Raw genomic sequence first — 25,690 nt, forward strand, 5'->3', positions numbered from 1 at the left:
CATCTTCTAATTTATCAATTGTTTCAGCCGTTTGACTTAGTGAAAAGCCTGGTTGAAATTGTTTGATTTGTTCCATTAAATTGTTTACCAAATCACCAGCTAAAACTTCTGGATATCCAGGAATATCAAATATGGGTTTTTTGGGATACAATTCAGCTAATTGACCTCCAGGTTGAGGCAAAGCATCAATAATATGGCATTTTAATTGTAATAATCCTGCTTCAAAAACAGCAAAAAGTCCTGTTGGACCTGCTCCGATTATTAATATATCTGTTTCAATCATTATTTTTAAGTTGCAAAGTTTGATGTTGCAAAGTTGCTAAGTTGTTTCGAATTATTTTATGACTTTTATCATTTTACGGTTCCGTTAGGGATTATAGTGGAAATCCTTATGTTTTTTTCTTTAAAAAACATAAGATTGCAACGGAAAGCCCGACCCGAAGGGAAACGCCCACAATAAACTATCCTATATTTTCAACCGTTTCTATTTGTGGAACGTTTTTTTTGATGGTAGATTCGACACCAGCTTTCATTGTACTTTGGTTGATACTACAACTGTTACAAGCCCCTTCTAAACGAACTTTTACGTGCTTATCGTCAACAATATCAATCAAGGTAATGTTGCCACCATCAGAAATTAAAAAAGGTCTAATTTCATCTAAAGCTTTTTCAACACTTACTTTTAAATCTTCTGTGCTCATATTTTTAGTATTTAGTGATTAGTGATTGTTAATTAGTGATTAGCTGTTTTATTAGCCAAATACTAAAAACGGAACACTGCCTACTTTTTATTAACAGCAGAACAACCTGCCATTGTAGTAATTTTTATTGCTTCTGTAGGTGCTAAATTTTCGTTTCTGTTAATTGTTTCTTGCACTACATTTCTTGTAATTTCTTCGAAAATTCCTTCTAATACAGAACCTGTTTGTAATGCTGCAGGACGACCGTAATCGCCAGCTTCACGAATACTTTGTACCAATGGAACTTCTCCTAATAGTGGAACATTTAAATCTTCCGCTAAATTTTTTGCTCCTTCTTTTCCGAAAATGTAATATTTATTGTTTGGTAATTCTTCAGGTGTAAAGTAAGCCATGTTTTCAATAATTCCTAAAACAGGAACTTTAATAGCTTCTGACAAAAACATAGAAACTCCTTTTTTAGCATCAGCTAAAGCTACAGCTTGTGGTGTACTCACAACTACTGCTCCAGTAATTGGCAACGATTGCATTATAGATAAATGTATGTCACCAGTTCCAGGTGGTAAATCGATTAGCATAAAGTCTAATTCGCCCCAATGTGCATCAAAAATCATTTGGTTTAATGCTTTTGCTGCCATTGGTCCTCTCCAAATTACGGCTTGATCTGGTTTTGTAAAAAACCCGATAGAAAGCATTTCTACACCATAACTTTTTATTGGTTCCATTTTAGATTTTCCATCTACATCAATTGAAGATGGTTTAGCACTTTCTACATCAAACATGATTGGCATTGATGGTCCGTAAATATCCGCGTCTAAAACACCCACTTTGAATCCCATTTTAGCTAAAGTTACGGCTAAATTGGCTGTGATAGTTGATTTTCCAACTCCACCTTTTCCAGAAGCGACAGCAATAATATTACTTATTCCTGGAATTTGTTTACCTTTAATTAAGTTTGGATTTTCTGGTTTTTCTGGTGCTTCAACCTTAATATTAACTTTTATTTTTGCTTTTTCATAGACTTTCTCGTGAATTACTTTCATGATATCTACTTCAGCTCTTTTTTTTATGTGTAAAGCTGGTGTTGTTAATAATAAATCAACTACAACTTCATCTCCAAAAGTGATTACGTTTTGAACTGCGCCACTTTCAACCATATTTTTACCTTCACCAGCAACTGTTATGGTTTCTAAAGCTTTAAGAATTTCTTTTCTATCTAGTTTCATTCTACCTTTTTTATATCAAAATAATTAAGTCTTTATTAAGACTGAATTTGAATTGCAAATATAGTTAGAAGTTTACTAGTTTGAAAGCAACAATGTTTAAAGTTTTCTTATAATTAGATAGTTGGAATTTATAATTGATTAAACTTTATCAAATTTAATTTTACACCTAAAAATTGACGTTGCAAATTGGTTTTTAAAACTTCATATTCTGATTGTAATAATTGGTTTTTTACACTTGAAAATACTATTGCGTCTATTTTTCCTGCTTCAAATTTAGATTGTGAAGTTTGAAATGTTTTTTGTGTCAATTTTTTTATTGCTATTAATTTGGTATCTAATAATTCTATCTGTTTTATTTTTTCTTCTTCCAATTGAATTTGCTGTTTTAGTTTTAAATCTTCTTGTTTTATGGCTATTTCTTCTTTTTCATTTTGAAACTTTAATGCTATTACATTTCTAGTATTTTTGAATCCATTGAAAATAGGAATATTTAATTGTAAACCAACCTGTTGATTTTTGTTATCAGACAACTGATTATTGAAACTATTTACCATTATTTCTGGCTGATTTAAAGGTCTATAATAAAAAGTAGAATAATTATAAAAAGCACTTAAGGTTGGTAAATTATTACCTCTTTGTTGTTTGATTCTTTTTTGACCTAATTCGTAAACCAGTTTAGCTAATCTTACTTTTGGATTGCTAAATAAGGTTGAATTTTGATTAGAATTTGAACTGAAATAGGGTATTAAAATTAAACCCTCTATTTCAATCTTATCAGCATTTAATAATTGAAACAATTGTCTTTTTTGAATTTGAAGCAATTGTTTGGTTTCCAAGATAGTCTTTTCTTCTAGAGCTAGACTTAGTTGCATGTCATACAAATCGCTTTTAGGTTTACTACCAATGTTTTCTTCTTTCTGAATTCTTTCTAAATTGGATTTAGCATTTTCAATTTGACTTTCTTGAATTTTCAATAACTCTTGCGTATATAAAGCAGTAAAAAAGCTCTCTGCTATTTGAAGTTTGTATTCGTTTTCCAAAATTTCTTGCTCCACTTTTGCTCTTTCAATATCTAATTTTGTGAATTGGGAAGTTGCCAATGTATTGAAATCAATCAAATTCATGCGAGCACTTAGAAAAAAATTGTCGTATTGAATGTTTGAACTAACCCTTCCGTTTGTTGATGGATCAATCGTTGAACCAAAATTATAACTTTGGTTAGCATCAAAACTAATTGTTGGTAGTAAATTATTAGCTACTGAATTATGACTTTTTTGTGTTCTTTTTATTTCAATTTGCTTAATTTTCACTTCAAAACTATTCTCCAAACCTAAAGCAATGCATTGTTCTAATGTCCAAGTATTTTCTTGTGCATTTGAATTTACTACTGTCAAAAATAGAAGAACAAAAAAGGTTACTTTATTCATACTTCAAATATTTTAAAACATTTACTCTCGTTGCTGCATAAGCTCTTGACAAAACCACTAATAAAGTCAACAACAATAAAACTATAAATCCAACTGCGAAAGGAATCCACGAAATTGAAATTCGGAACGCAAAATTTTCCAACCAAAGTGTTAATAAATAATACACTGGAAACAATGCAATCACAAAACCAATAATACAAAATAGTAAATATTGTTTTGAAAGTTCTTTAAGCAAAACTGATGTTTCAGCTCCTAATGTTTTTCTTATGGCAATTTCTTTCATTCTTCTTTGAATTGAGTATGTTGCTAAAGCAAACAATCCGAAAAGTGCAATTAAGATTACAATGAAATTTAATAACGTAAATAGATTTCTTTGTTTTACATACGAAGCATATGTTCTAGCATATTGTTTATCTACAAAATCATAGGTAAATGGATAGTCTGAATCCACATTTTTTAACCAAAATTTTTGAATATCAGCAATAGTTTGTTCTAAATTATCGCTTTTTACTTTTACATGAATTTTATTAGCATTTTGTAACATCCAATCCACTGTTTTGAAGTGAAAGAAAACCATAGGTGGAATCTCAGCTTGTGGCCCATAGATGTGAAAATCTTTTACAACACCTACAATTTTTAGTTTATGTTCATTCCAATCTACTTCTTTTCCAATTGGATTTTTCTCGCCCATCATTCTTAAAGTAGTTTCATTAATCAACATGGAGTTAATTGTATCTGAAGCCATTTTATCTGATAGAAATCTTCCTTCTTTTAGCTTGATTTGCAACATTTCTAACATTCCGAAATCTACACCCATATTTTTGGCTTGAATGTTACCACTTTCCTTGTATGAAAACCCTGAAGAAGAACCATTTGTTGAACCAAAAGCAAAAGCTCCAGTTGTAACTTGTTCTACTCCTTTAATTTTTGAAACTTCATTTTTAATCATATTGTATCGACTAAAAATCTTTTCTTTATAACCTTCTTCTCTCCAATTATATTTATTGCGATAATCTATTGAAAGTACTTGTTCTCCTTTAAAACCTAAATCTTTAGTACTGATAAAATTGATTTGTTGGTAAACGATATAAGAACCAATGATAAAAAATGTGGCGATTGCAAATTGTAAAATAAGCATTCCGTTTCGCAACCAAACTCCACTTTTATTTCTACCAAAATTTCCTTTTAAAACTTTTAAAGTTTCAAAATTTGACACATAAATGGCAGGAAAAATTCCAGCAAAAATCACAGTTGTAATGAAAATTAAAATCAATTGTATGTAGAATTGACCTCCAAAAATGATTAAATCTTTACCTAAAAACTGATTATAATAAGGCAATGAAAGTTCAACAATAACCAAAGAAAGTAAGATGGAGAACAAAACCATAATGATGGTTTCAAACAAAAACTGCTTTACAATATTCCCTTTTGAAGCACCTACTATTTTACGAACTCCTACTTCTTTAGCTCTACTAATTGCATTTGCAGTAGCTAAATTGACATAGTTTACAATGGACAAAACTAAAATCAAAATGGATAAACCAAACATGGTTAATAAGAATTGATAATTTCCTCTTCCTTCTGCATAACCTTCAGAAATGGAATGTAATCTTGCTGTTTTTAAAGGTTCTAAGACAAATTGAAACTCTTCTCCACCATTTTTCTTAATCCATTCATCGATTGAAATACCTTCTTCAGCTGCCCATTTTTCAGCACGATTTTTTCGCATTAACTTTTCCATTTTGGCTTTAACTTTACCAATGTCATCAGGGTTTTTAAGTTTTAATAACAAACCGTAGCTAAAATTTCCCCAGTTATCTTTATCATCTTTTAACCTCGCATTAATAACAATATTTGTAACAACTTCCGGTTGCATCGAAGATTTTCCGATAATTTCATAAACGCCTCTAACTACTAATTTTCTTCCTGAATAAGTAACTTCTTTGCCAAGAATATCAATAGTTCCAAATAATCTTTCAGCCGCTTTTTTTGAAAAAACAATACTTGTGTTGTCCTTTAAAGCCGTTTTTGGATTTCCTTTTAAAAAAGGAAAAGGGAACATTTCAAAGAAGTTTTTTTGAGAATCAACAATTTTAAAAATTTCTTTTTTGTCTTTGTATTGCACAATTTCTTCATAATACCAATTATCTAAATAACAGTAAGCTTCTAATTCAGGAAAATCGTTCTTAAAATAGGGTTCAAATGGTGCTACGTTACTTGCCCAGTATTCATCTGGACCAACTTTACTTATAGATTGAAATACTTTTTCTTTTCCAGGATTCCATTCGTTATAACTGTGTTCATCATTCCAATATAAAGTTGCGAATACTAAACCTGCAATTCCAATGCTTAATCCCAATACATTAAGAATTGTAAATAACTTGTTGTTTTTTATATGATAGATGAAAAGATTTGTCCAATTTTTTAACATGACTATTCGTTTTTTTTTACTGAAATGAGTTCAGTATTACTGATTGATTTTGATGATTATTTGTTTTTAACTGAACCCGAAGAACTTTCCTCTTTTTTAACTGCTGTTGGATTTCCATAATATACTATTGAAGCACTTGATGATGCTTTTGCGTCAATTGATTTTGTAACTTTTATAGAAACATCAGCCGAAGAAATTGCTCTGATAATGGCTTCTTCAACCATAAGATCTTTTAAATTGCAATCTGATGAACTACTGGCTTTTACTGAAATTTTTGTAGCTTTTCCTGATAGATTTACATCACTTGAACTACTTGATTCGATTCCAACTGAAGTTGCATCAATTTTTCCTGAAAAATCTCCACTTGATGAAGCATCAATATCTAAATTTGTACAATTAAACCTTCCAGAAATACTTGCCGAAGAACTTACTTCAACATCTAAATTTGGACTAGTATTGGTATTTTCAAATTTTACATCAGCTGACGAACTTGCTTTGATTGCTTCCAAATTTGGTCCAGAAATTGTGATTTTTAAAACTTGAAAATCAATACCATTTATAAAACTAATGTTACTTCTTTTTTTAATTTTTTTAGTTTCTTTTTGTTTATAATCTTTGGTGTCTATAAATAATTTTAATATTCCGTTTTCTACTTCTGTTTTAATGAGCTTTAATTTTTCATTATCATCAGTTTCTACTTTCACACTAATTTTATCTGAAATCGTATAAAATACATCGATTGAATTAGAAACTCTTAATTTAGAAAAATCAGTAACTTCTCGTGTTTCTGAAACTTGAGCTAAAGAAATTAAACTAATTAAAAAAGCGGTTATTGTTACAATTATTTTTACCATGATTTTGTTTTTAAGAGATTAAAATATCAACGTTTTTACTGTTTAGTTTTTCAGAAAGAATCATTCCGTCTTTCATGACAATTGTTTTTTGCGAAAATGAAGCATCATAATTGGAATGCGTTACCATTAAAATTGTAGCTCCTTGTGCATGCAAATCAGTTAATAATTCCATTACTTCATTTCCGTTTTTGGAATCTAAGTTTCCTGTTGGTTCATCTGCCAAAATTATTTTTGGATTGTTAATCAATGCTCTTGCAACAGCCACTCTTTGTTGTTGTCCACCTGAAAGTTGTTGTGGAAAATGCTTTAATCGATGAGAAATCCCTAAACGTTCAGCAATTTCATTTACTTTTTGTTTTCTTTCTGAAGCTGGAACATTGTTATAGATTAACGGTAATTCAATGTTATCATAAACCGATAATTCGTCAATTAGATTAAAATTTTGGAATACAAAACCAATATTTTGTTTTCTAACTTTTGCTTTTTCTTGCTCTTTCAAACCTATCATTTCTTGATTTAGCAATTGATAACTTCCGCTTGTAGCATTATCTAAAAGCCCAACAATATTTAAAAGTGTTGATTTTCCACTTCCTGATGGACCCATGATGGTTACAAATTCGCCTTGATTGATTGTGATTGAAACTTCGTTGAGTGCTTTGGTTTCTATTTCTTCGGTTTGAAATACTTTAGAAATGTTGTTGATTTGTATCATATTTTAGTAATTAGTCGTGAGTAATTAGTGATTAGCTTTTATTCTTCAATATTTAAAATTTCTACATCTTTATAATCTTGGTACGATGATGTAATAACTCTATCATTTGGTTTTAATCCTTCTAAAACTTCGTAGTATAGTGGATTTTCTCTTCCCAATTTTATGGTTCTCTTTTCTGCTTTGTTACCATTTAATACAAAAATCCATTTACCTGAAGTGTCTTGGTAAAAACCTCCTTTTGTTAAAACTATTGTTTTTACTTTTTCAGACAAATTTATTCGTACACCAAAAGAAATACCTTGTTTCAAATCTAAATTATTTTGATTGATAAAATTTAATTCAACCATAAATCTACCATTTTTTACTTCAGGAATGACTTTGGTAATTTGTACTTCTACTATCTTATTGTTAAAATCAACACTTCCTTTTTGGCCTTCAGCAATTCTGTTTAGGTAAAATTCATCAACATCAGCAACCAATTTATATCCTTGCATCACATCAATAGTTCCAATGCTGTTGCCTTGTGTAAATGTCTTTCCTAATATAGGTTCAAAGGAAGAAAGTCTTCCCGAAAGTGGTGCTGTGATTAAGAAGTTATTTTTATTTTTTCTAAGAATTGACAAGCTTTGATTCATAATCCCAATTGATTGATTTAATTGACCAATTTGTATTTGATTGGCTTGTTTTTCTTTAGTCACACTTTGTTTAATGATTTGCATTCTTTCTTTTTGAAAACGATAATTTTCTTGGGTTACTTTCCATTCGTTTTTGGCCAAAATTTCTTGTTCGAATAACTTTTTGTTCAAATTGTATAAGTTTTCTGCATCTAAATAATCGTGTTCGATTGCAATTAAGTCTTTGGCTAGATTCAGTTCCTGGTTTCTTAAATCTAGTTTAGCTTTATTTAAATTATTAATCTGTTCGATGATGGAAGTTTCTTGTTGCATGTAGGTCAATTCTGTATTTGGATTATACAAACGAACTAAAGGTTGCCCTTTTGTAACCATAGCACCATTTTCAACATAAATCTCTTGAACCGAACCACCTTCAATCACATTGACTAACATTGAATTTAGAGGTGTAACCTTAGCTTCAAACAAAATAAAATCCTCAAAATAATCCGATTCTACCGAATTTATAGTTATTTCTGCTCTTTTAACATTAAAGGTTTTCTTTTTGGTAAAAGCAGCAAAAATCAAATAACCCAAAATCAAAATTATTGGAATTATAAGTAATAGCTTCTTTTTTTTGTTATTTTTACGACTGATGACAGTATCCATATTTATTATTTTAATAAGATACTTAACAAATTTATGCCAGAAATTTAAAATTTATAATTTATTAATTATCAGATATTTATAAATTAATTAAAGAATCAAGTGTTCGTTTTTGAACACTTTTTGTACGAAACTGAACACCATGAAAAAAACACAAGCTTCTATTTTAGTAATTGATGACCAAGAAGATATTCTTTTTAGTGCCAAAATGCTATTAAAAAAGCACTTTGAAACCATTTATACCTTAAGTAATCCTAAAAATGTGATTCAACTTTTGGCAGAAAATGAGATTGATTTGGTTGTATTAGACATGAATTATCGCATTGGTTTTGAAGATGGAAAAGAAGGTATGTATTTGCTAAAGGAAATTAAAAAATTAGTACCAAACACTGTAGTGATCTTAATGACTGCTTTTGGAAAGGTTGAAACTGCAGTTGAAAGTTTAAAATTAGGAGCTTTTGACTATATTTTAAAACCTTGGGATAATGATAAAATGCTTGAAACCATCAAAAAAGGAATTCAAGAAAGAAGAAAAGTGGTTTCAAAAGAAGTAAAAAACGACAATGTGACTTCCTATTTTATTGGACAATCAAAATCTATTGAAAAAGCTTATGCATTAGCTCAAAAAGTAGCCAAAACAGATGCAAATGTTTTGATTTTAGGTGAAAACGGCACTGGAAAGTATGTGATGGCAAACTATATTCATCAAAACTCAGTACGAAAAAATGAAGTTTTTATTCCAGTTGATTTAGGTTCGTTGAATGAAAATATTTTTGAAAGTGAATTATTTGGTTACGCAAAAGGAGCTTTTACTGATGCTAAAAACGATACTGTTGGAAAATTTGAAGCCGCTCAAAATGGTACTATATTCTTAGATGAAATTGGCAATGTTCCTTTGCATTTACAATCTAAATTATTGCAGGTAATTCAAACCAAAACAGTAACTCGTTTAGGAGAAACTAAACAAAGACACTTAAACGTAAGAATTATTACAGCAACCAATATGAACCTTAAAGAAGAAGTGCAGCAAAAAAACTTTAGAGAAGATTTGTATTATCGCATCAATACCATGGAAATTGTTTTGCCAGCGTTGCGAGAACGAAAAGAAGATAAAATTCCATTGGCTCAATTTTTATTAGAGAAGATGATTGCTAAATATGAACGAAATGAGATAGTTTTTGATGAAAAAGCTTTGGAGCAAATTGAAAAACATGCTTGGAATGGCAACATAAGAGAAATGGAAAATCGCATTGAACGGGCTGTAATTCTATGTGAAAATAACATGATTAATGTTGCTGATTTGGATTTAGAAATCATCACAACTTATGATGAAAATACAGATGATTTTCAACTTTCTGACATTGAAAAAGTAGCTATTGAAAAAGTCTTGGTGAAAAATGAATTCAACATCAGTAAATCGGCTGAAGAACTAGGGTTGTCGAGAGCTTCTTTATACAGAAGAATGGAAAAATATGGTATTGAAAACAACTAAAAAAAGATGAAGTCATTTAAAATTTATAACCAACTTTTTATTAGAATTCTGCTGCTTTTAACCGGATTTGGTATAGTGTTTTTCATCTATCAAAAAGAATTAGTTTACACCGCTCTTTTTTGTAGTTTGATTTTGATTTTATTGCTAATTGAAATGTATCATTACATCAAAAATGCCTTTTTAATATACGATAAAACCATTGCTTCTATTTTAGAAAAAGATTTTTCATCTGATTTTTCCAAACACAAATCACAAGATAATTATGCCAAATTATTCAAACTTTATAGTGTTCTAAAGACCAATCAAAATGAAGAAATTTCTAAGGATATTATTTACCAATCTATCTTAAACAATATTGATACAGGCATTTTAATTCTTCAAAAACAAGAAGAAAATTGGATAATATTTTTAATGAATGATTATTTTTCAAGTCATTTTAATGTGCCAAAAGTTTCCAAATGGAAATACCTTAAAAATCAATTTCCAACTTTATGTGATTTAATTGAATCGAATGGTTTTGATGAGCTAAAAACTACTTTACAAATTAGAGTCAACAGTGAAGATTCACAAACTTTTGTCATGCAAACTTCAAGAACCAAAACCTATAATCAAGAATATTATGTGGTTTTGTTGGATTCGATTCAAAAAGTAATTGAGAAAAAAGAAAAAGAAGCTTGGATTAATTTGATGAAAGTGATTTCGCATGAACTTTTAAATTCGTTGACACCTATTCGTTCGTTATCGCAGAATTTACATGAATTAGTCCAACAAGAATCGCTTTCGACAGAAGATTTGGATGACATGAAGCAAAGTGTTGTTACTATGCTCAACAGAAGCGATCATTTGCAACAATTTGTGGAGAGTTATAGAAAACTAGCTATGTTACCAACACCACAAAAAACAAAAGTTGAAATTAGTGCTTTAATTCAAGATTGCATTGAAATCATGAAGCCTCTTTTTAAACAACATAAAATTGAAATTCAGCTTGAAATCAATCAAAAACGTTGGCTTTATGTAGATGCTTATCAAATGGAACAAGTTTTTATAAATTTGTTTACCAATAGCATTTTTGCCTTAGAAAATCATGAAAAGAAACTAATAATAATTTCGGCTGAAGCCAAAGAAAAACGCTTTTTTATCAAAATTACTGATTCTGGAAATGGAATTGATACCGAAATTGAAGATAAAATATTTCTACCTTTTTTCACCACCAGAAAAGAAGGTGCAGGAATTGGTTTAACCTTATCTAAAAATATCTTAGAAGCTCATGGTGGCTATTTAGCTTATCAAAATAATGAAGCACAAACGACTTTTATGATTTGCTTGATGGAATGATTGGTATGATTTTTCGAGAAATTTGGAAATTATTAATTTTCTAAATACATAGCTTTTTTATAGTAATCATATTCAGATTTATCAATATTTGACCCATAACTTTCTAAAAATGAATTACAAAAATCTTTATTAAATTGCGAACGGTTAATTTTTCCATCTATTTCATTAGAATAATAAATATGATTATTATTTTTCATTTTAATTCTAATTTTAGTTTTAAAATCACCAAAATATTTAATCATTGAAAATGCAGCATACTTTTTAGGGTCAAGAATGCTTTGAAATTGTTTTCCTGTTCCACACATTTCATATTCAAATGTGAATTCAATTGGTTTCCATTTACCGTCTATGTCTCTTGCTTCTTGAATAAATTCCACCTTTAAACATGTGTCTTCGTTGGAATTATTTAAAACTAATACTGGTAAACATTTAACTTTATCTTCTCTAAGTTCACTTACCTTATTAAGGTATTCAAACAAAATGTTATTAGCTTTAATAGTTTCAAATTCATTTGGAATTTTATTATTTAACATTCCATTTATAACAATATGATTTGGATCTGGTCTAGAAACAAATTTATGTTCATAGTACGAATTTGAAATAATATAAGTAGTATCAATAAAAACTTTAAGATCAAATTTGGGTACAACAGAATCAAATGGAATTTTTACAACTCTAACAGAATCATATCTTTTGCTTATATCTTTAATTATTGTGTTTTTTGTAAAATTAAAAGCTAAAGGATTAAATACATAAACGTTTAGCATTTCCTTACTGTTTACTTCTATATCATCATCTGATGTAGTACCAATTAAGCGTGGCAAATCACTTTCTCGCTTTTTAGAACAAGAGAAAAATAATATCATAGATAACAAGATTATTATTCGCATAAAGTAATAACGAAGAATTAGTTTGTTAAAGTATTTTGGGTTCCCAAAAATATTTTTCAAATTCTACAATTTGATTATCCACAACTTTTATTCCTTCTGATTCTAAAAGTTGCTGCATTAAATTTGTTCCTCCAAAATGATGTTTCCCCGAAAGCAACCCAACTCTGTTAACAACTCTATGAGCAGGAATATCTTCCATATTATGAGAAGCGTTCATTGCCCAGCCTACCATTCTTGCAGAACGAGCTGCACCTAAAGCTTTTGCAATAGCTCCATAAGAAGTGACCTTTCCGTAAGGAATTTGTCGAGCTACTTCATAAACTCGTTCAAAAAAATTATCGTTATTGGAACTTTGTTTTGTCAAAATAGGTTACACTGACATCATTTTATACAAAGAAGAAACAGCAACAATACCTGTTACAACAGCAATTAAAAAATTGATGTTATTGGTAATAAATCCTACCTTGTGTTCTACTTTTTTGAACAAAATTGCGTACAAATAAAAAATAAAATAAGTCCCTAAAGCCGCTGCAATTGAAAAAATAATAATGGATAAAATAGTAAAATCAAACACGTTTTTGGAAGCTAAAGTTAAACTTACAAAAGCATAATAAGGTATAGCAAACATGTTTAATGAAGATAATGAAATTCCATAAAGTAACCTGTTTTTCTTGTCTTTTATTTCGACCTCAACTTTTGGTTTTTTTGATTTTAAACCCGCATATATGAAACCAATGGTTAATAAAATAAAAATAATAACTCCAAATTTTTTGAGATTATCACTCACAACAGGATGGCTATCTAAAAATTTTGCAAAATAAAGACCAATAAAACATTGAATAAAAACTACCAAAACCGCACCATAAGAAAACAATAAAGCTTGTTTCTTATTTTCTGTAATACTTAATTTTGCAATGGTCATATTTAGCATACCAGGAGCTACAATACCAACTGCTGCAATTAAAAATCCTGTAATAAATGGTAGCATTATATTCATAAAAAAGGGTTTATTTTATTCTGAACTTAATATAAGTAATTGCTTTGTTTTTTTCTAAATACTGATTTTCATAAAACGTTTGAATACCTGTAACTTCAGTAGGAGAACCTTCATTTTTATACACATCATGATTGGCATAAATAACTTCATGACCTTCACCATGTAACAATCCTAAAGTATATCCGTGCATGAACTCGCTATCCGTTTTTAAATTCATAATTCCATTTTCTTTCAACACTCTTTTATAACGTTGTAAAAATTCGGTATTTGTCATTCTGTGTTTGGTACGCTTGTATTTTATTTGTGGATCAGGAAAAGTAATCCAAATCTCATCTACTTCATTTTCGGCAAAACAATCTTCGATTAGTTCAATTTGAGTTCTCAAAAAAGCCACATTTTTCATGCCTTCATCAACTGCTGTTTTTGCTCCTCTCCAAAATCTTGCTCCTTTAATATCTATTCCAATAAAGTTTTTGTTTGGACTGTGTTTGGCTAAACCAACTGAATATTCGCCTTTTCCACAACCTAATTCCAACACCAAAGGATTGTCATTTTTAAAAAAATCGCTATTCCATTTTCCTTTTAAAGAGAAATTACCCGAAGTTACTTCTTCTCTAGTTGGTTGAAAAACGTTTTCAAATGTTTCGTTTTCTTTAAAACGTTTTAATTTATTCTTACTTCCCACTACAATTTATTTTTTGGTAAAATTAATAAAAATAAAGTTTTGATAATCTTTATATAACTTTATTACACCTAAAAAGGTCTTTTTTTGTAAAAATATTTTATTTTGAAGAAAAGAAAAGTCGAACTGGTTGTTATTTCTGATGTTCATCTTGGAACTTATGGTTGTCATGCCAAAGAGCTTTTAGAATATTTATCTTCTATAAAGCCCAAAACACTAATTTTAAATGGTGATATTATTGATATTTGGCAATTTAGAAAATCCTATTTTCCAAAAAGTCATTTAAATGTTATCAAAAAAATAATTTCTTTAAGTTCAAAAGGCACAAAAGTGTATTATTTGACCGGAAATCATGACGAATTTTTAAGAAAGTTTTCCGATTTAAATTTAGGAAATTTAAGCTTACTTGATAAGTTAGTTTTAGAAATTGACCAAAAAAAGGCTTGGATTTTTCACGGGGATGTTTTTGACGCTTCAATTACTCATGCCAAATGGTTGGCCAAATTGGGCGGTTGGGGTTATGACATGTTAATTTTAATTAATAGATTCATCAATTGGATTCTATTAAAAATGAATAGAGAACCTTATTCGTTATCAAAAAAAATAAAAAATAATGTCAAATCTGCTGTAAAGTTCATTACCAACTTTGAAACTATTTGTACTGAGTTAGCTATTGAGAACAAGTATGATTATGTGATTTGTGGACACATTCATGAACCAAAAATGGAACTGATTGAAAATGAAAAAGGCAAAACCATGTATTTGAATTCCGGTGATTGGATTGAAAATTTGACGGCTTTAGAATATCATTGCAAAAAGTGGAAATTATATAAACATGAAGTTCACAAAGTAGCAGTTGAAGAAGAACATTTTGAATATGAAAATAAATTGGCTGAACAATTTATTGCAGTTTTAAAAAATTAAATTTGTAAAGAATTCTTTCTAAATGAAAAAAATTATAGTTGCTCCTTTAAATTGGGGATTAGGTCATGCTACGAGATGTATTCCAATAATTCAAGGGTTATTGGATAATGGTTACGAGCCTATTATTGCGTCTGATGGAGTAGCTTTAGAATTGTTGAAAAAAGAATTTCCTAAAGTGGTTTCGTTTGAATTGCCTTCCTATGACATTCAATATGCGCAAAAAGGAAAAAACTTTAAATGGAAAATGTTAGCACAATTGCCTAAAATTATTTCGACGGTTAAAAAAGAACGAAGAAAAATCAATAAAATTCTTGATGCGTATAACTTTGACGGAATAATTTCGGATAATCGATTAGGCGTATATTCTAAAGAAGTGCCTTGCGTTTTTATAACACATCAATTGAATGTTTTAACAGGAAATACCTCTTGGATTACTACAAAGCTACATGCAAAATACATAAAAAAATTCAATGAATGTTGGGTTCCTGACGTTGAAAACGGTCAAAACTTATCAGGAAAATTGGGTCATCCTACAGAGATGATTAAAAATGTGAAATACATTGGTCCTTTAAGTCGATTATGCAAAAAACCAATGCCTATTAAATATGACTTAATGGTTTTACTTTCAGGTCCAGAACCTCAACGAACCATTTTAGAAAAGAAAATTATTGATGAATTGAAAGACTATCCAAAAAAAGTAGTTTTTATTAAGGGTATAGTTGAAAAAATTCAAACCAAAGAAACGATTGGGGCAATTACCTATTATAACTTTATGAATAGTTCCGAATTGGAAACAACTTTTAATGAAAGCAATCACATTCTTTGTCGTTCTGGTTATACAACGGTTATGGATTTGGCTAAATTGAATAAAAAAGCGTTTTTTATTCCAACTCCTGGTCAATATGAACAAGAATATTTGGCTAAAAAATTTGACAAAGAAGGCATTATTCCTACTTCCAAACAAGAAAAATTTAAAATTGAAAAACTTAACAAAATTGATTTTTACAAAGGATTTACCAACTACAGTAAAAAAATAACTTGGAAAGAATTATTTGATCTTTTCTAAAGTGAAAGAAAATTCAGATCCAACTCCAAATTCGCTTTCAATGTAGATTTTTTCGTCGTGACCTTCAACAATGTGTTTTACAATGGCTAATCCTAAACCTGAACCGCCTTCGCTACGAGCACCACTTTTATCTACTCTGTAAAAACGTTCAAATAGTCTGGGTATGTGTTTCTTTTCTATGCCTTCACCATTATCTGTAATTCTAACAATTACTTTATTGTTGACTAAATCTTCAATACTTACTTCAGTGGTTCCGTTTTCTTTTCCGTATTTGATAGAATTCATTACCAAATTAGTAACTACCTGTTGTGTTTTTTCTTTATCAGCAAAAACCAATATTTTTTGTTTGTATTTTTTATCAAAAGTCAAAGTTATGTTTTTCTTAGAAGCACGCATTTCTAACAAATCAAAAACATTTTGAACTACTTCAACTATATCAAATTCAGACAAATCTAGATTAATATCACCCGTTTCTAATTTAGTAATCATGTCTAAATCTTTAACGATATAAATTAAACGTTCCACTCCTTTTTCAGCTCTTTTTAAATATTTTTCACGAATATTTTTATCGTCCATTGCTCCATCAAGCAAAGTCAATAAATAGCCTTGAACCGTAAAAAGTGGTGTTTTTAATTCGTGTGAAACATTCCCTAAGAATTCTCGTCTGTATTCTTCACGAATTTTAAGGGTTTCAATTTCTAATTTTTTGTCTTTAGCAAACTTTTGAACTTCTTGAGTCAAAGTTGCCATATCGGTAGTAATTGGCTGATTTCTAAATGTACTACTTTCCAATAATGAAACATCATCATAGATTTTTTTTACTCTACGATAAATGAATTTTTCAACACGATATTGAAGTACAAAAAAGGAAAATATAAAAATAGAACTTACGGCTAATAAAGCAAAAATTAAGTTTATATTTTGATAAAAAAAATGAAACAACAATAAAAGAAAGCATATAAACAGACTTATATAAACAGAAGATTTTATTGCAAATTTATATGATTTCTTAAAATTGATTGACATTAAAATTCTATTTTATAACCAACTCCTTTAATCGTCTTAAAAAAGTCATCTCCTATTTTTTCTCTTAATTTTCTAATATGAACATCAATGGTTCTTCCGCCAACAATGACTTCATTTCCCCAAACTTTATCTAAAATTTCTTCTCTAGTAAAAACTTTACCTGGTTTAGAAGCTAACAAATAAAATAATTCAAATTCTTTTCTTGGTAAAATAATCTCGTTACCATCTTTAACAATTTTATATTCTTCTCTGTTAATTTCAATTCCGTTAACGTTTAAAACATCTCCTTTTTCTTCTTTTTCCTTTAAACGTCTTAACAATGCCTTAACTTTGCTTACCAGTACTTTTGGTTTAATTGGCTTTGCAATATAGTCATCAGCACCAGCATCAAATCCAGCTAATTGCGAATAATCTTCGGAACGAGCCGTTAAAAAGGTAATGATTGTGTGTTCTAAATCTGGCATTTTTCTGATGGTTTCACAGGCTTCAATACCATCCATTTCAGGCATCATTACATCTAAAATTATTAGATTTGGAATCTCTTTCTTAGCAATTGATATGGCTTCTTTTCCATTTTCAGCCGTAAAGATTTTATATCCTTCTTGTGATAAATTGTATCCAACAATTTCTAGAATATCTGGTTCATCGTCAACCAATAAAATCTTGATATCTTTATTTTTCATTTGTGCTATTATTAAATTCTTAGGTAAATGTAAGAAGAATAAAAAGGAATAAAAAAAATTTACAATTTTTTAATATTGACCCATATCTCTTAATGTTAACAAAACGTATTAGTAATGTGGTACTAACTTCTAATTTATTTGATGATTGTTTCTTTGCAAAAATAAAAAACGACTAAAATGAAATTTAAATTATTAATTGTAACTATCTTATTTTCTATGTTTTGTATGGCTCAAAAGGCTACTGTTACAGGCTTGGTTTTAGACAAAGAATATCAAGATGAACCAATGGCATTTGCTAATGTAACTGTTAAAGGAACTACAAGAGGAACTTCAACTAATGAAAACGGTAAATTTACATTATCATTGGATCCAGGAAATTATACAATTGTTATTGGATTTTTAGGTTATAAAACATTAGAATTTCCAGTTACTTTAAAAGCAAATGAGAAAAAAGTCATCAATTGTACTTTAGAAGTAGAAGGTGTTGAGATGGAAATGATTGTTTTAGAAACTACGGTTACTCAAGAAAGTGTAAAAGCGTTATTACAAGAACAACAAAAAGCAGTTGAAATAAAACAAAGCATTGGTGCTGAAGAAATTTCTAATAAAGGAATTAGCGATGTTGCTTCTGCGGTAACCAAAACAACTGGAATAACAAAACAAGAAGGTTCAGGCAGTATTTATGTTAGAGGTCTGGGAGATCGTTACAATTCAACTACTTTAAACGGACTTCCATTACCATCAAACAATCCCTCTAATAAAAACATTAATCTTGAAATTTTTTCAACAGATATTGTAGAATATATTGGTATTGATAAAACTTACAACTACAAAAATTATGGTGATTTTGCTGGAGCAAATATTGATATTGTTTCAAAAAATTACAAAGGTGATGGCTCTTTAGAAATAGGTACTGGCATTGGTTCAAATACAAATGCAGTTGAACAAGATAATTTTTACTTGCAAGATGGTCCAAATTTTAGTGGATTTAGCAATGAGCCTATTCCAAACAATCCTTTATCAGCTTATAATTTTTCTACAAGTTGGGACAAACAAACTGCTACACCCATAAACAATTCATTTTATATTAGAGGTGGAGATTCTTTTAGCTTTGGTGAAACTAGCAAACTTAGCTTTTTCCTTAATGCTTCTTTTGATAACGGATACAATTACAAAGAAGGTGTTAGAAGAGGAAGTGTTAATGTTCAAGGTTTAGCCATTAAAGATTTAAACAGAAAAGCATTTGAGTATCAAACCAATTCAAACGCAATGGCCAACATTAATTACAGAATTAATAAGAACAACAACCTTCGTATCAATACCATGTTAATCAACTCTTCTTCTCAAAAGCATGAAGAATTTAATGGAATTATTGATGCTAACGGAACAGCTCAAAATGGTGGTGGTTTTATTAGACGTTCAACTTTCGATAGAACTTATTTATTGGTTAATCAGCTTTTAGGTGAACATAAGTTTGGAGAAAGAACCAATTTTGACTGGGGTGTTTCATACAATACATTGACAAATGTGATTCCTGATCGTATGCAAAATACAATTGTTCCTTTTCAATTTGATGATCCAACTTCTCGTTTAGTGGCTTCAGATATTAATCAAGCAGATAATCATAGATATTATCAAGAAATGAAAGATGACGAAATTGCAGGAAACTTAAATGTTTCGTACAAATTCGGAAAAAATGAAGAAGGGGATTACAAAGGGAAATTAATTGCTGGATACAGTGCTCGTTACAAAGAAATTAATTTTGATGCAACACAAATTAACTTAGCTGTAACAAGAAGTAATTTTGCCTCTCAACCAACAGTAGATTTAAATAATTTAGACGGATATTTTAATCAAGCCAATCTTGACGCAAACTTTTTTAGTTTAAGAACTTTTAGGGGAGATTTAACAAATGCCAATGCATTACTTCCTCAAAACTTCAATGGACAACAAATGATTTCTGCAGGTTTTGGTGCAGTTGAATATCAATTTAATCCAAAACTATACGTAATTGGTGCATTTCGTGCAGAATATATAATTCAAGATATCTTTTACGACACTTCTTTAAAACAAGGAAAAACGTTGTTTGATACTATGGAATATTTACCATCTATTTCCGCAAAATATGAAGTAAACGAAAAACAAAATTTAAAATTTGCAGCAAGTAAAACTTACACATTACCTCAATTTAAAGAACGAGCTCCTTTCTTGTATGAAGAAGTTGGTCAATCGTATTTTGGTAACGAATTACTTTACAATTCTACAGATTATAATTTTGATTTAAAATGGGAATTTTTTCCAAAAGGTGGTGAAGTAATCTCATTAACAGGTTTTGGAAAATACATTCAAAACCCAATTAATGAAGTTACTGTTGCTTCTGCGACAAATGATATTTCTTGGGTAAATTCAGGAGAAAAAGCAGTAGGTATTGGAGCAGAATTAGAAATTAGAAAAGATATATTTAGTACAGAGGTTTCTTCTGACAATAAAAAAACTAACTTAGCTGCTGGTTTAAACATTTCTTACCTACACACAAATCAAGACTTAGATTCTGAAAAAGTAAGTAGAGAAACAAATGGTTTAGGTGTTGCTTTTACTAATAAAGATTCAAGGCTATCTGGAGCTTCAGATTTGTTGGTTAATGCTGACATGACTTTTAGTAAAGAATTTTCTTCCGAACAATCATTAACTGCAACGATTTCTGGTGCTTACTTTTCAGACAGAATTTATGCCCTTGGAGTTACAGGCAAAGGAGATTTAGTAGATAGTGAAGTTATTGCCTTAGATTTTATATTAAAATTTAAGTTCAATAAAAACCTTGGATTTGGAATAAGTGCAAAAAACTTAACCGATCCAACTATTGAAAGAAAACAAGACATTCAAAATGTAGTTGTTGATTCCTATAAAAAAGGAAGAAATTTCAGTTTTTCAATGAAATATTCATTCTAAACATTTAATTAACATTAAAAAAATATTAAGGAGGTTTTTATTAAATCTCCTTTCTTTTTTTTAATAAATACATAACATTGAGATAAGTTTAAGTTAGCACTCCAAGGCTACATTTGTCTTATCAAATTAAACAACAAAAAACACAATGAAAAAAATTATTTTATCTACGTTAGCTATTGCTACTTTATTATTTACATCTTGTTCAAGAGACAACGATTCATCTACTTCAGATGGAGCTGTAAGTATTAACGCTGATGATTTTAAAGGTGAATTAACATCTGGACAATCTGCCACTTTAGACCCGTCTAAAACTTATAAATTAACTGGTGCATTTATTATCAAAGCTGGTGCTACTTTAACAATTCCTGCAGGAACAAGAATTGAAGCTGTTGGTGGAACTTCTTCTTACATTGCAGTTGCTCAAGACGGTTTAATTTATGTTAACGGAACTTCTTCTAATCCAGTTGTAATGACTAGTGGAAAACCAGTTAAAGCAACTGGAGATTGGGGTGGATTAGTTATCTGCGGAAGAGCTAATACAAACAAAGGTGGTTCAACAGGACAAACTGCTACTGCAGAAGTTTCAGATTTAACTTACGGTGGAACAGAAAATGATGATAGCTCAGGAGTTATCAAATATTTAAGAGTTGAATATACTGGTGCAGCTTTTAATGCTGATAAAGAATTTAACGGTATCTCTCTATTTGGTGTTGGTTCAGGAACTACATTTGAATACATCCAAGCATATAAAAGTGGTGATGACGGTATCGAATTTTTTGGAGGTTCAGTAAATGCAAAATACTTAGTTGCTTTACACAGTGAAGATGATGCATTAGACTTTGCTGACGGATTTTCAGGTTCAATCGACTACGCTTATGTTAAAGATGTAGCTAAAGCAGGAATTGAAGGTTCAAATAACGGAGATAATGGTAATGCTATGCCATTGACAAACGTAACTTTAAAAAATATTTCTTTAGTGAAAGGAGCTTTAGCTGGTCAAGAACATGGAATGTTTGTAAAAGAAGGTGCAGGAAAATGGTCAGCACAAAATATTTATGTACAAGATTTTGCAAAAGGTATTAAAATCAATGCTACTGATATTCCAGCAAACACAAGTGTTGACAACGGATTTGTAACATTCAACCCAATACAATTTGTGAATATTTCAGGTGTGCTTTCAGAGTACACAGGGACAAATACAACTTACATGACACAAGGTACTGCCTCAGGTGCTGGAAATGGTGGATCAACACCATCATGGACTATTGGATGGACAACTGGTTTGTAATTAATCTATAAAAATTCTGTTAAAAATCCCTCAAAACTGAGGGATTTTTTTATTGGCATACATTTTGTTTATAAATAATTTGTATATTTGAAACTAAATTCATCCCCAATGAAAAAAAACTACATATTAATTCTAATCTTGTCACTTTTCTTTTTGACTTTTGAAGCAAATGCTCAAGAGGTAAAAAACAGTGCTACAACTTCTCAAGAACCTACAATTGAGGGATTGTCTATTTATCCAAATCCAGTCAGTAATGGTAAGCTCTACATTACTTCAAAATTAGGATTAGAAAAAGAAATTCAAATTTTTGATGTTCTTGGTAAAAAAATGTTTGACATAAAAACAAGTGCTAAAGAAATTAACATTTCTACATTGAATTCTGGAGTTTATATCATAAAAATTAAAGAAAAAGAAGCTGTAGCAACAAGAAAGCTAATAATCAAATAGTTAACGCCTTTTGTTGTTAATAAAAAGATGTTATTATTACGTTAAGTAGATTCTTTTCTTGTATATTTTTTTTATTTTTGTACCAAATAAAAATTTATACACATGAAAAAAATTTACTTTTTAGTATTAACAATGCTTTTTTCTTTTGGTTTATCCAATGCACAAGAAGTAGTAATTACTGGATACCTGGATTCAGGTTGTCCTAGTCAACTTGGTAGAACCGTTGAAATTTATGTAAATGGAACCGTTGATTTGACTGGTTGGAATTTAGTTAGACAATCAAATGGTGGTGGTTTTACTACAAACATAGATCTAACAACACTTGGTAGTTTAACAAATTCGTTTGCTTACATAACAAATGATGTTGCAACTGTAACGGCTGAATTTGGTATAACAACAAATATTCTACTTTCTGCAGCTATTAATGATAATGGTGATGATGCTTTTCAATTAATTAATGCATCTTCAGCTGTTATTGACCGTTTTGGTGAAGGTGGTGTTGACGGAACAGGTACTGCTTGGGAGCATGTAGATTCTTATTATTACAGAGTTAATGGTGTACCAGCAAATGCAGGTGTGTTTAATGTACTAGATTTTACTTTTGGCGCTCAAAATGTTCTTGATAACCAAGGGTTATGTAATTCTGCCACTGCTTTAAGCACAATAGTCCCTTTCGGTTCTTACTCAACAACAGCAACTACAACTCCAACTATAAATCTTTCTGGATCTATTCCTAGTTTAGACTATTTTGAAGGAAATGGACCTTCATCAGAAGGCACTTTTAATATTTCAGGTATCAATTTAACACAAGATATTACTGTAACTGCTCCAACTAATTTTGAAGTATCTTTATCTACTGGCTCCGGTTTTGGCCCTTCTGTTACTTTAACACAAACAGGTGGTACAGTAAATACTACAACAGTATATGTAAGACTAGCAGCTGGTTTAACAGCCAATACTTATAATGGAGATGTTACTGCTTCTTCAACTGGTGCAACTAATGTTACTCTATCTTTAAATGGAATTGTAACTGCTGCAACTCCACAACTTACAATTACTGGTGGCACTCCTGGAGCACTTAACTATTCCTTTGGCTCTGGTCCATCAAACGAAGAGTCTATTTTCGTTGAAGGTTTATTTTTAACTTCTAACTTAACAATTACTGCACCTACAAATTTTGAAGTTTCACTAACTTCTGGTTCAGGCTTTGCAAATTCAGTTTCTTTAACTCCAAGTTCTGGTACTGTTGCTTCAACAGAAATTTTTGTGAGATTAGCTTCAGGTTTAGCTATAAATTCATATTCAGGTAATGTAACTGTATCATCAACATCTGCAACAGATCAAATAGTAGCTGTTATGGGTAATGTATTTGGCAGCGCTACAAATTCGCTTGTTATCATAGGTGTTTACGACGGGCCTAACCCAGGTGGAAATCCAAAAGGTGTAGAATTATATTCTTTAGCAGCTATTCCTGATTTATCTTTATTTGGTATTAGCTCAGTTACAAATGGAGCTGGTACAAATGGCTCAAATATTGAATTTACATTCCCTGCAGTTGCTGTTACAGCTGGAGAAAGTATATTTGTAGCTACTGAAGCAGTAGAATTTAATAACTTTTTTGGATTTGCTCCAGATTACACAACAGGAGTGGTAAGTATAAATGGCGATGATGCAATTGAATTATACGAAAACGGTACTATTATTGATACTTTTGGAGATGTTAATGCTGACGGTACTGGAACAGCTTGGGAATATTTAGATGGATGGGCTTACAGGGTATCCAATACTGGACCTGATGGAACATTTGTAATTGGGAACTGGACTTTTAGTGGAATTAACCAATTAGAAGGAGGGACAACTAATGCTGCAACCACTGTACCATATCCATTAAATCAATATTCAAATACATTATCTGTTAATGATATTAATGCAATCAATGGTTTAGCAATGTATCCAAACCCAGTTTCTGGAACTGTTTTAAATATTACTTCTGACTTAAATTCTGACATGAATGTAGCTATCTTTGATATGTTAGGAAAAGAAGTTGTAAATGCTAATGTAGTTAACAATACGGTTACTATTGGTGATTTAAACGCTGGAATTTACATCGTTAAAATAACTGAAGACGGAAAAACTGCTACAAGAAAATTAGTGGTAAAATAAATTTTTAAGATCCTGAATCAAGTTCAGGATGACAAAAATTCACTTATAAAAAGCATCAACATCACGTTGGTGCTTTTTTATTTTATACTTTTGCAAACAACTTGAACTTCATTAAAATCTGGAGATAAAGAACCTCATCAACATGATTAATTCAAACGATATATTCACCATTGCATCCAAAAAGGAATTTGAGAAAATCGCTTTAAAGGTTTTCCGATTTCAGTTTGATAATAATAAGGTATATCAAGAATTTTGTTTGCTCATAAAAAAAAATAAAGAAAATGTAAAGACTCTTACTGAAATTCCATTTTTACCCATTCAATTTTTTAAAAGTCATGAAGTCTTAAGTTCAAAAGGTGCCATTCAAGCTATTTTTACAAGCAGTGGCACAACAGGAATGCAAACTAGTAAACATCTAGTCACAGATATTTCTTTGTATGAAGAAAGTTATCGAAACGCTTTTTCTGAATTCTATGGCAATATTGAAGATTATTGTGTGTTAGCTTTGCTTCCATCCTATTTGGAACGCGAAGGTTCTTCTTTAATTCACATGGTTGATGATTTAATTAAAAGTAGCAATCATGAAGACAGTGGTTTTTATTTGAACAATTATGAGGAGCTTATCGCGAAGTTAATTGAGTTAGATAATTCAGGTCAAAATGTATTATTAATTGGCGTGACTTATGCTTTATTAGATTTAATTGAAATGAATCAATTCCAATTAAAAAACACAATCATCATGGAAACTGGTGGCATGAAAGGCAAGAGAAAAGAAATGATTCGAGAGGAATTACATGAGATTTTATGTCAAGGTTTTGGAGTTCCTGTAATTCATTCTGAATATGGAATGACCGAATTGCTTTCACAAGCTTATTCTTTAGGAAACGGAATTTTTGAATGCCCGAATTGGATGCAAATCCTAATCAGAGATACAGAAGACGCTTTATCTTATGTAAATGAAGGAAAAACAGGTGGAATTAACGTTATTGATTTGGCTAACATTAATTCGTGTTCGTTTATAGCTACGCAAGATTTAGGCAAAAAATATCCCAACCATTCTTTCGAAGTGCTGGGACGTTTTGATAATTCTGATATTCGTGGGTGTAATTTGATGGTTGTTTAA

The 25,690-nt window shown here is 30.1% G+C and carries 23 protein-coding genes; 9 read left to right on the forward strand and 14 right to left on the reverse strand.

All coding sequences use genetic code 11. From position 1 onward, the window contains the following. The 8 genes from ACTF56_RS08870 to ACTF56_RS08905 all read right to left on the reverse strand — a co-directional run. Positions 1 to 283, reverse strand: a 283-nt coding sequence (locus tag ACTF56_RS08870; protein ID WP_438966543.1) for an NAD(P)/FAD-dependent oxidoreductase, incomplete at its 3' end; no start/stop codon positions are given. 178 nt (positions 284 to 461) lie between these two features. Next, a complete protein-coding gene (locus ACTF56_RS08875; RefSeq protein ID WP_438966544.1) occupies positions 462 to 701 on the reverse strand; it encodes a NifU family protein in 240 nt (79 codons plus the stop codon). Positions 702 to 781: 80 nt separating this feature from the next. Continuing rightward, complete coding sequence (locus ACTF56_RS08880; protein WP_438966545.1) at positions 782 to 1,924, reverse strand: P-loop NTPase; 1,143 nt, start codon at positions 1,922 to 1,924, stop codon at positions 782 to 784. 128 nt (positions 1,925 to 2,052) lie between these two features. Next, the gene (locus tag ACTF56_RS08885) at positions 2,053 to 3,351 is read right to left on the reverse strand and encodes a TolC family protein (RefSeq protein ID WP_438966546.1); all 1,299 of its coding nucleotides are present in this window, start codon (positions 3,349 to 3,351) and stop codon (positions 2,053 to 2,055) included. Then, on the reverse strand, positions 3,344 to 5,782 hold the full coding sequence (locus ACTF56_RS08890; RefSeq protein ID WP_438966547.1) for an ABC transporter permease: 2,439 nt from the start codon (positions 5,780 to 5,782) through the stop codon (positions 3,344 to 3,346). The genes ACTF56_RS08885 and ACTF56_RS08890 overlap by 8 nt, the downstream gene beginning before the upstream one ends. Positions 5,783 to 5,838: 56 nt before the next feature. Continuing rightward, positions 5,839 to 6,636: a head GIN domain-containing protein gene (locus tag ACTF56_RS08895; RefSeq protein WP_438966548.1), complete on the reverse strand. Its 798-nt coding sequence runs from the start codon at positions 6,634 to 6,636 to the stop codon at positions 5,839 to 5,841. Positions 6,637 to 6,646: 10 nt separating this feature from the next. Then, a complete protein-coding gene (locus ACTF56_RS08900) occupies positions 6,647 to 7,348 on the reverse strand; it encodes an ABC transporter ATP-binding protein (protein ID WP_438966549.1) in 702 nt (233 codons plus the stop codon). Between the two features lie 38 nt (positions 7,349 to 7,386). Further along, positions 7,387 to 8,628: an efflux RND transporter periplasmic adaptor subunit gene (locus ACTF56_RS08905; RefSeq protein WP_438966550.1), complete on the reverse strand. Its 1,242-nt coding sequence runs from the start codon at positions 8,626 to 8,628 to the stop codon at positions 7,387 to 7,389. 139 nt (positions 8,629 to 8,767) lie between these two features. Between ACTF56_RS08905 and ACTF56_RS08910 the strand changes: the two genes are divergently transcribed. Both ACTF56_RS08910 and ACTF56_RS08915 read left to right on the forward strand, forming a co-directional pair. Continuing rightward, positions 8,768 to 10,117 (forward strand): sigma-54-dependent transcriptional regulator, encoded by a 1,350-nt coding sequence (locus tag ACTF56_RS08910; RefSeq protein WP_438966551.1) that lies wholly within the window; start codon positions 8,768 to 8,770, stop codon positions 10,115 to 10,117. Between the two features lie 6 nt (positions 10,118 to 10,123). After that, the gene (locus ACTF56_RS08915; RefSeq protein ID WP_438966552.1) at positions 10,124 to 11,452 is read left to right on the forward strand and encodes a sensor histidine kinase; all 1,329 of its coding nucleotides are present in this window, start codon (positions 10,124 to 10,126) and stop codon (positions 11,450 to 11,452) included. A 32-nt stretch (positions 11,453 to 11,484) separates the two neighbouring features. Here ACTF56_RS08915 and ACTF56_RS08920 read toward each other — a convergent pair whose 3' ends face one another. From ACTF56_RS08920 to trmB, 4 genes are read right to left on the reverse strand one after another with little or no spacing between them, the layout of a single operon-like run. After that, a complete protein-coding gene (locus ACTF56_RS08920) occupies positions 11,485 to 12,318 on the reverse strand; it encodes a hypothetical protein (RefSeq protein ID WP_438966553.1) in 834 nt (277 codons plus the stop codon). A 49-nt stretch (positions 12,319 to 12,367) separates the two neighbouring features. Continuing rightward, entirely contained in the window at positions 12,368 to 12,706 is a 339-nt protein-coding gene (locus ACTF56_RS08925) for an MGMT family protein (protein WP_438966554.1), read from the reverse strand. A 6-nt stretch (positions 12,707 to 12,712) separates the two neighbouring features. After that, entirely contained in the window at positions 12,713 to 13,339 is a 627-nt protein-coding gene (locus tag ACTF56_RS08930; RefSeq protein WP_438966555.1) for a LysE family transporter, read from the reverse strand. 10 nt (positions 13,340 to 13,349) lie between these two features. Continuing rightward, positions 13,350 to 14,024 (reverse strand): tRNA (guanosine(46)-N7)-methyltransferase TrmB, encoded by a 675-nt coding sequence (gene trmB / locus ACTF56_RS08935; RefSeq protein WP_438966556.1) that lies wholly within the window; start codon positions 14,022 to 14,024, stop codon positions 13,350 to 13,352. A gap of 102 nt (positions 14,025 to 14,126) precedes the next feature. On the opposite strand from trmB, the gene ACTF56_RS08940 reads away from it, so the two are divergent. Both ACTF56_RS08940 and ACTF56_RS08945 read left to right on the forward strand, forming a co-directional pair. Then, entirely contained in the window at positions 14,127 to 14,945 is an 819-nt protein-coding gene (locus ACTF56_RS08940; RefSeq protein WP_438966557.1) for a UDP-2,3-diacylglucosamine diphosphatase, read from the forward strand. Between the two features lie 22 nt (positions 14,946 to 14,967). After that, positions 14,968 to 16,011 carry a glycosyltransferase gene (locus tag ACTF56_RS08945; RefSeq protein WP_438966558.1) on the forward strand — a complete coding sequence of 348 codons (1,044 nt, stop codon included), beginning with the start codon at positions 14,968 to 14,970 and terminating at the stop codon, positions 16,009 to 16,011. On the opposite strand, the gene ACTF56_RS08950 is transcribed toward ACTF56_RS08945, so the two are convergent. Continuing rightward, positions 15,994 to 17,037, reverse strand: coding sequence for a sensor histidine kinase (locus tag ACTF56_RS08950; protein ID WP_438966559.1), 1,044 nt, complete (start codon positions 17,035 to 17,037; stop codon positions 15,994 to 15,996). The genes ACTF56_RS08945 and ACTF56_RS08950 overlap by 18 nt on opposite strands. Continuing rightward, complete coding sequence (locus ACTF56_RS08955) at positions 17,037 to 17,720, reverse strand: response regulator transcription factor (RefSeq protein ID WP_438966560.1); 684 nt, start codon at positions 17,718 to 17,720, stop codon at positions 17,037 to 17,039. The genes ACTF56_RS08950 and ACTF56_RS08955 overlap by 1 nt, the downstream gene beginning before the upstream one ends. 177 nt (positions 17,721 to 17,897) lie before the next feature. On the opposite strand from ACTF56_RS08955, the gene ACTF56_RS08960 reads away from it, so the two are divergent. The 5 genes from ACTF56_RS08960 to ACTF56_RS08980 all read left to right on the forward strand — a co-directional run bounded on the left by ACTF56_RS08960 (position 17,898) and on the right by ACTF56_RS08980 (position 25,690). Continuing rightward, positions 17,898 to 20,669 carry a carboxypeptidase-like regulatory domain-containing protein gene (locus ACTF56_RS08960; RefSeq protein ID WP_438966561.1) on the forward strand — a complete coding sequence of 924 codons (2,772 nt, stop codon included), beginning with the start codon at positions 17,898 to 17,900 and terminating at the stop codon, positions 20,667 to 20,669. Positions 20,670 to 20,814: 145 nt separating this feature from the next. Further along, positions 20,815 to 21,957: a hypothetical protein gene (locus ACTF56_RS08965; protein ID WP_438966562.1), complete on the forward strand. Its 1,143-nt coding sequence runs from the start codon at positions 20,815 to 20,817 to the stop codon at positions 21,955 to 21,957. 108 nt (positions 21,958 to 22,065) lie between these two features. Then, entirely contained in the window at positions 22,066 to 22,404 is a 339-nt protein-coding gene (locus tag ACTF56_RS08970; RefSeq protein ID WP_438966563.1) for a T9SS type A sorting domain-containing protein, read from the forward strand. 102 nt (positions 22,405 to 22,506) lie between these two features. Further along, positions 22,507 to 24,567, forward strand: a complete 2,061-nt coding sequence (locus ACTF56_RS08975; RefSeq protein ID WP_438966564.1) for a T9SS type A sorting domain-containing protein — start codon at positions 22,507 to 22,509, stop codon at positions 24,565 to 24,567. A gap of 142 nt (positions 24,568 to 24,709) precedes the next feature. After that, entirely contained in the window at positions 24,710 to 25,690 is a 981-nt protein-coding gene (locus ACTF56_RS08980) for a LuxE/PaaK family acyltransferase (RefSeq protein WP_438966565.1), read from the forward strand.

The sequence above is a fragment of the Flavobacterium sp. genome (genome assembly GCF_965657075.1).
Lineage (GTDB): Bacteria > Bacteroidota > Bacteroidia > Flavobacteriales > Flavobacteriaceae > Flavobacterium.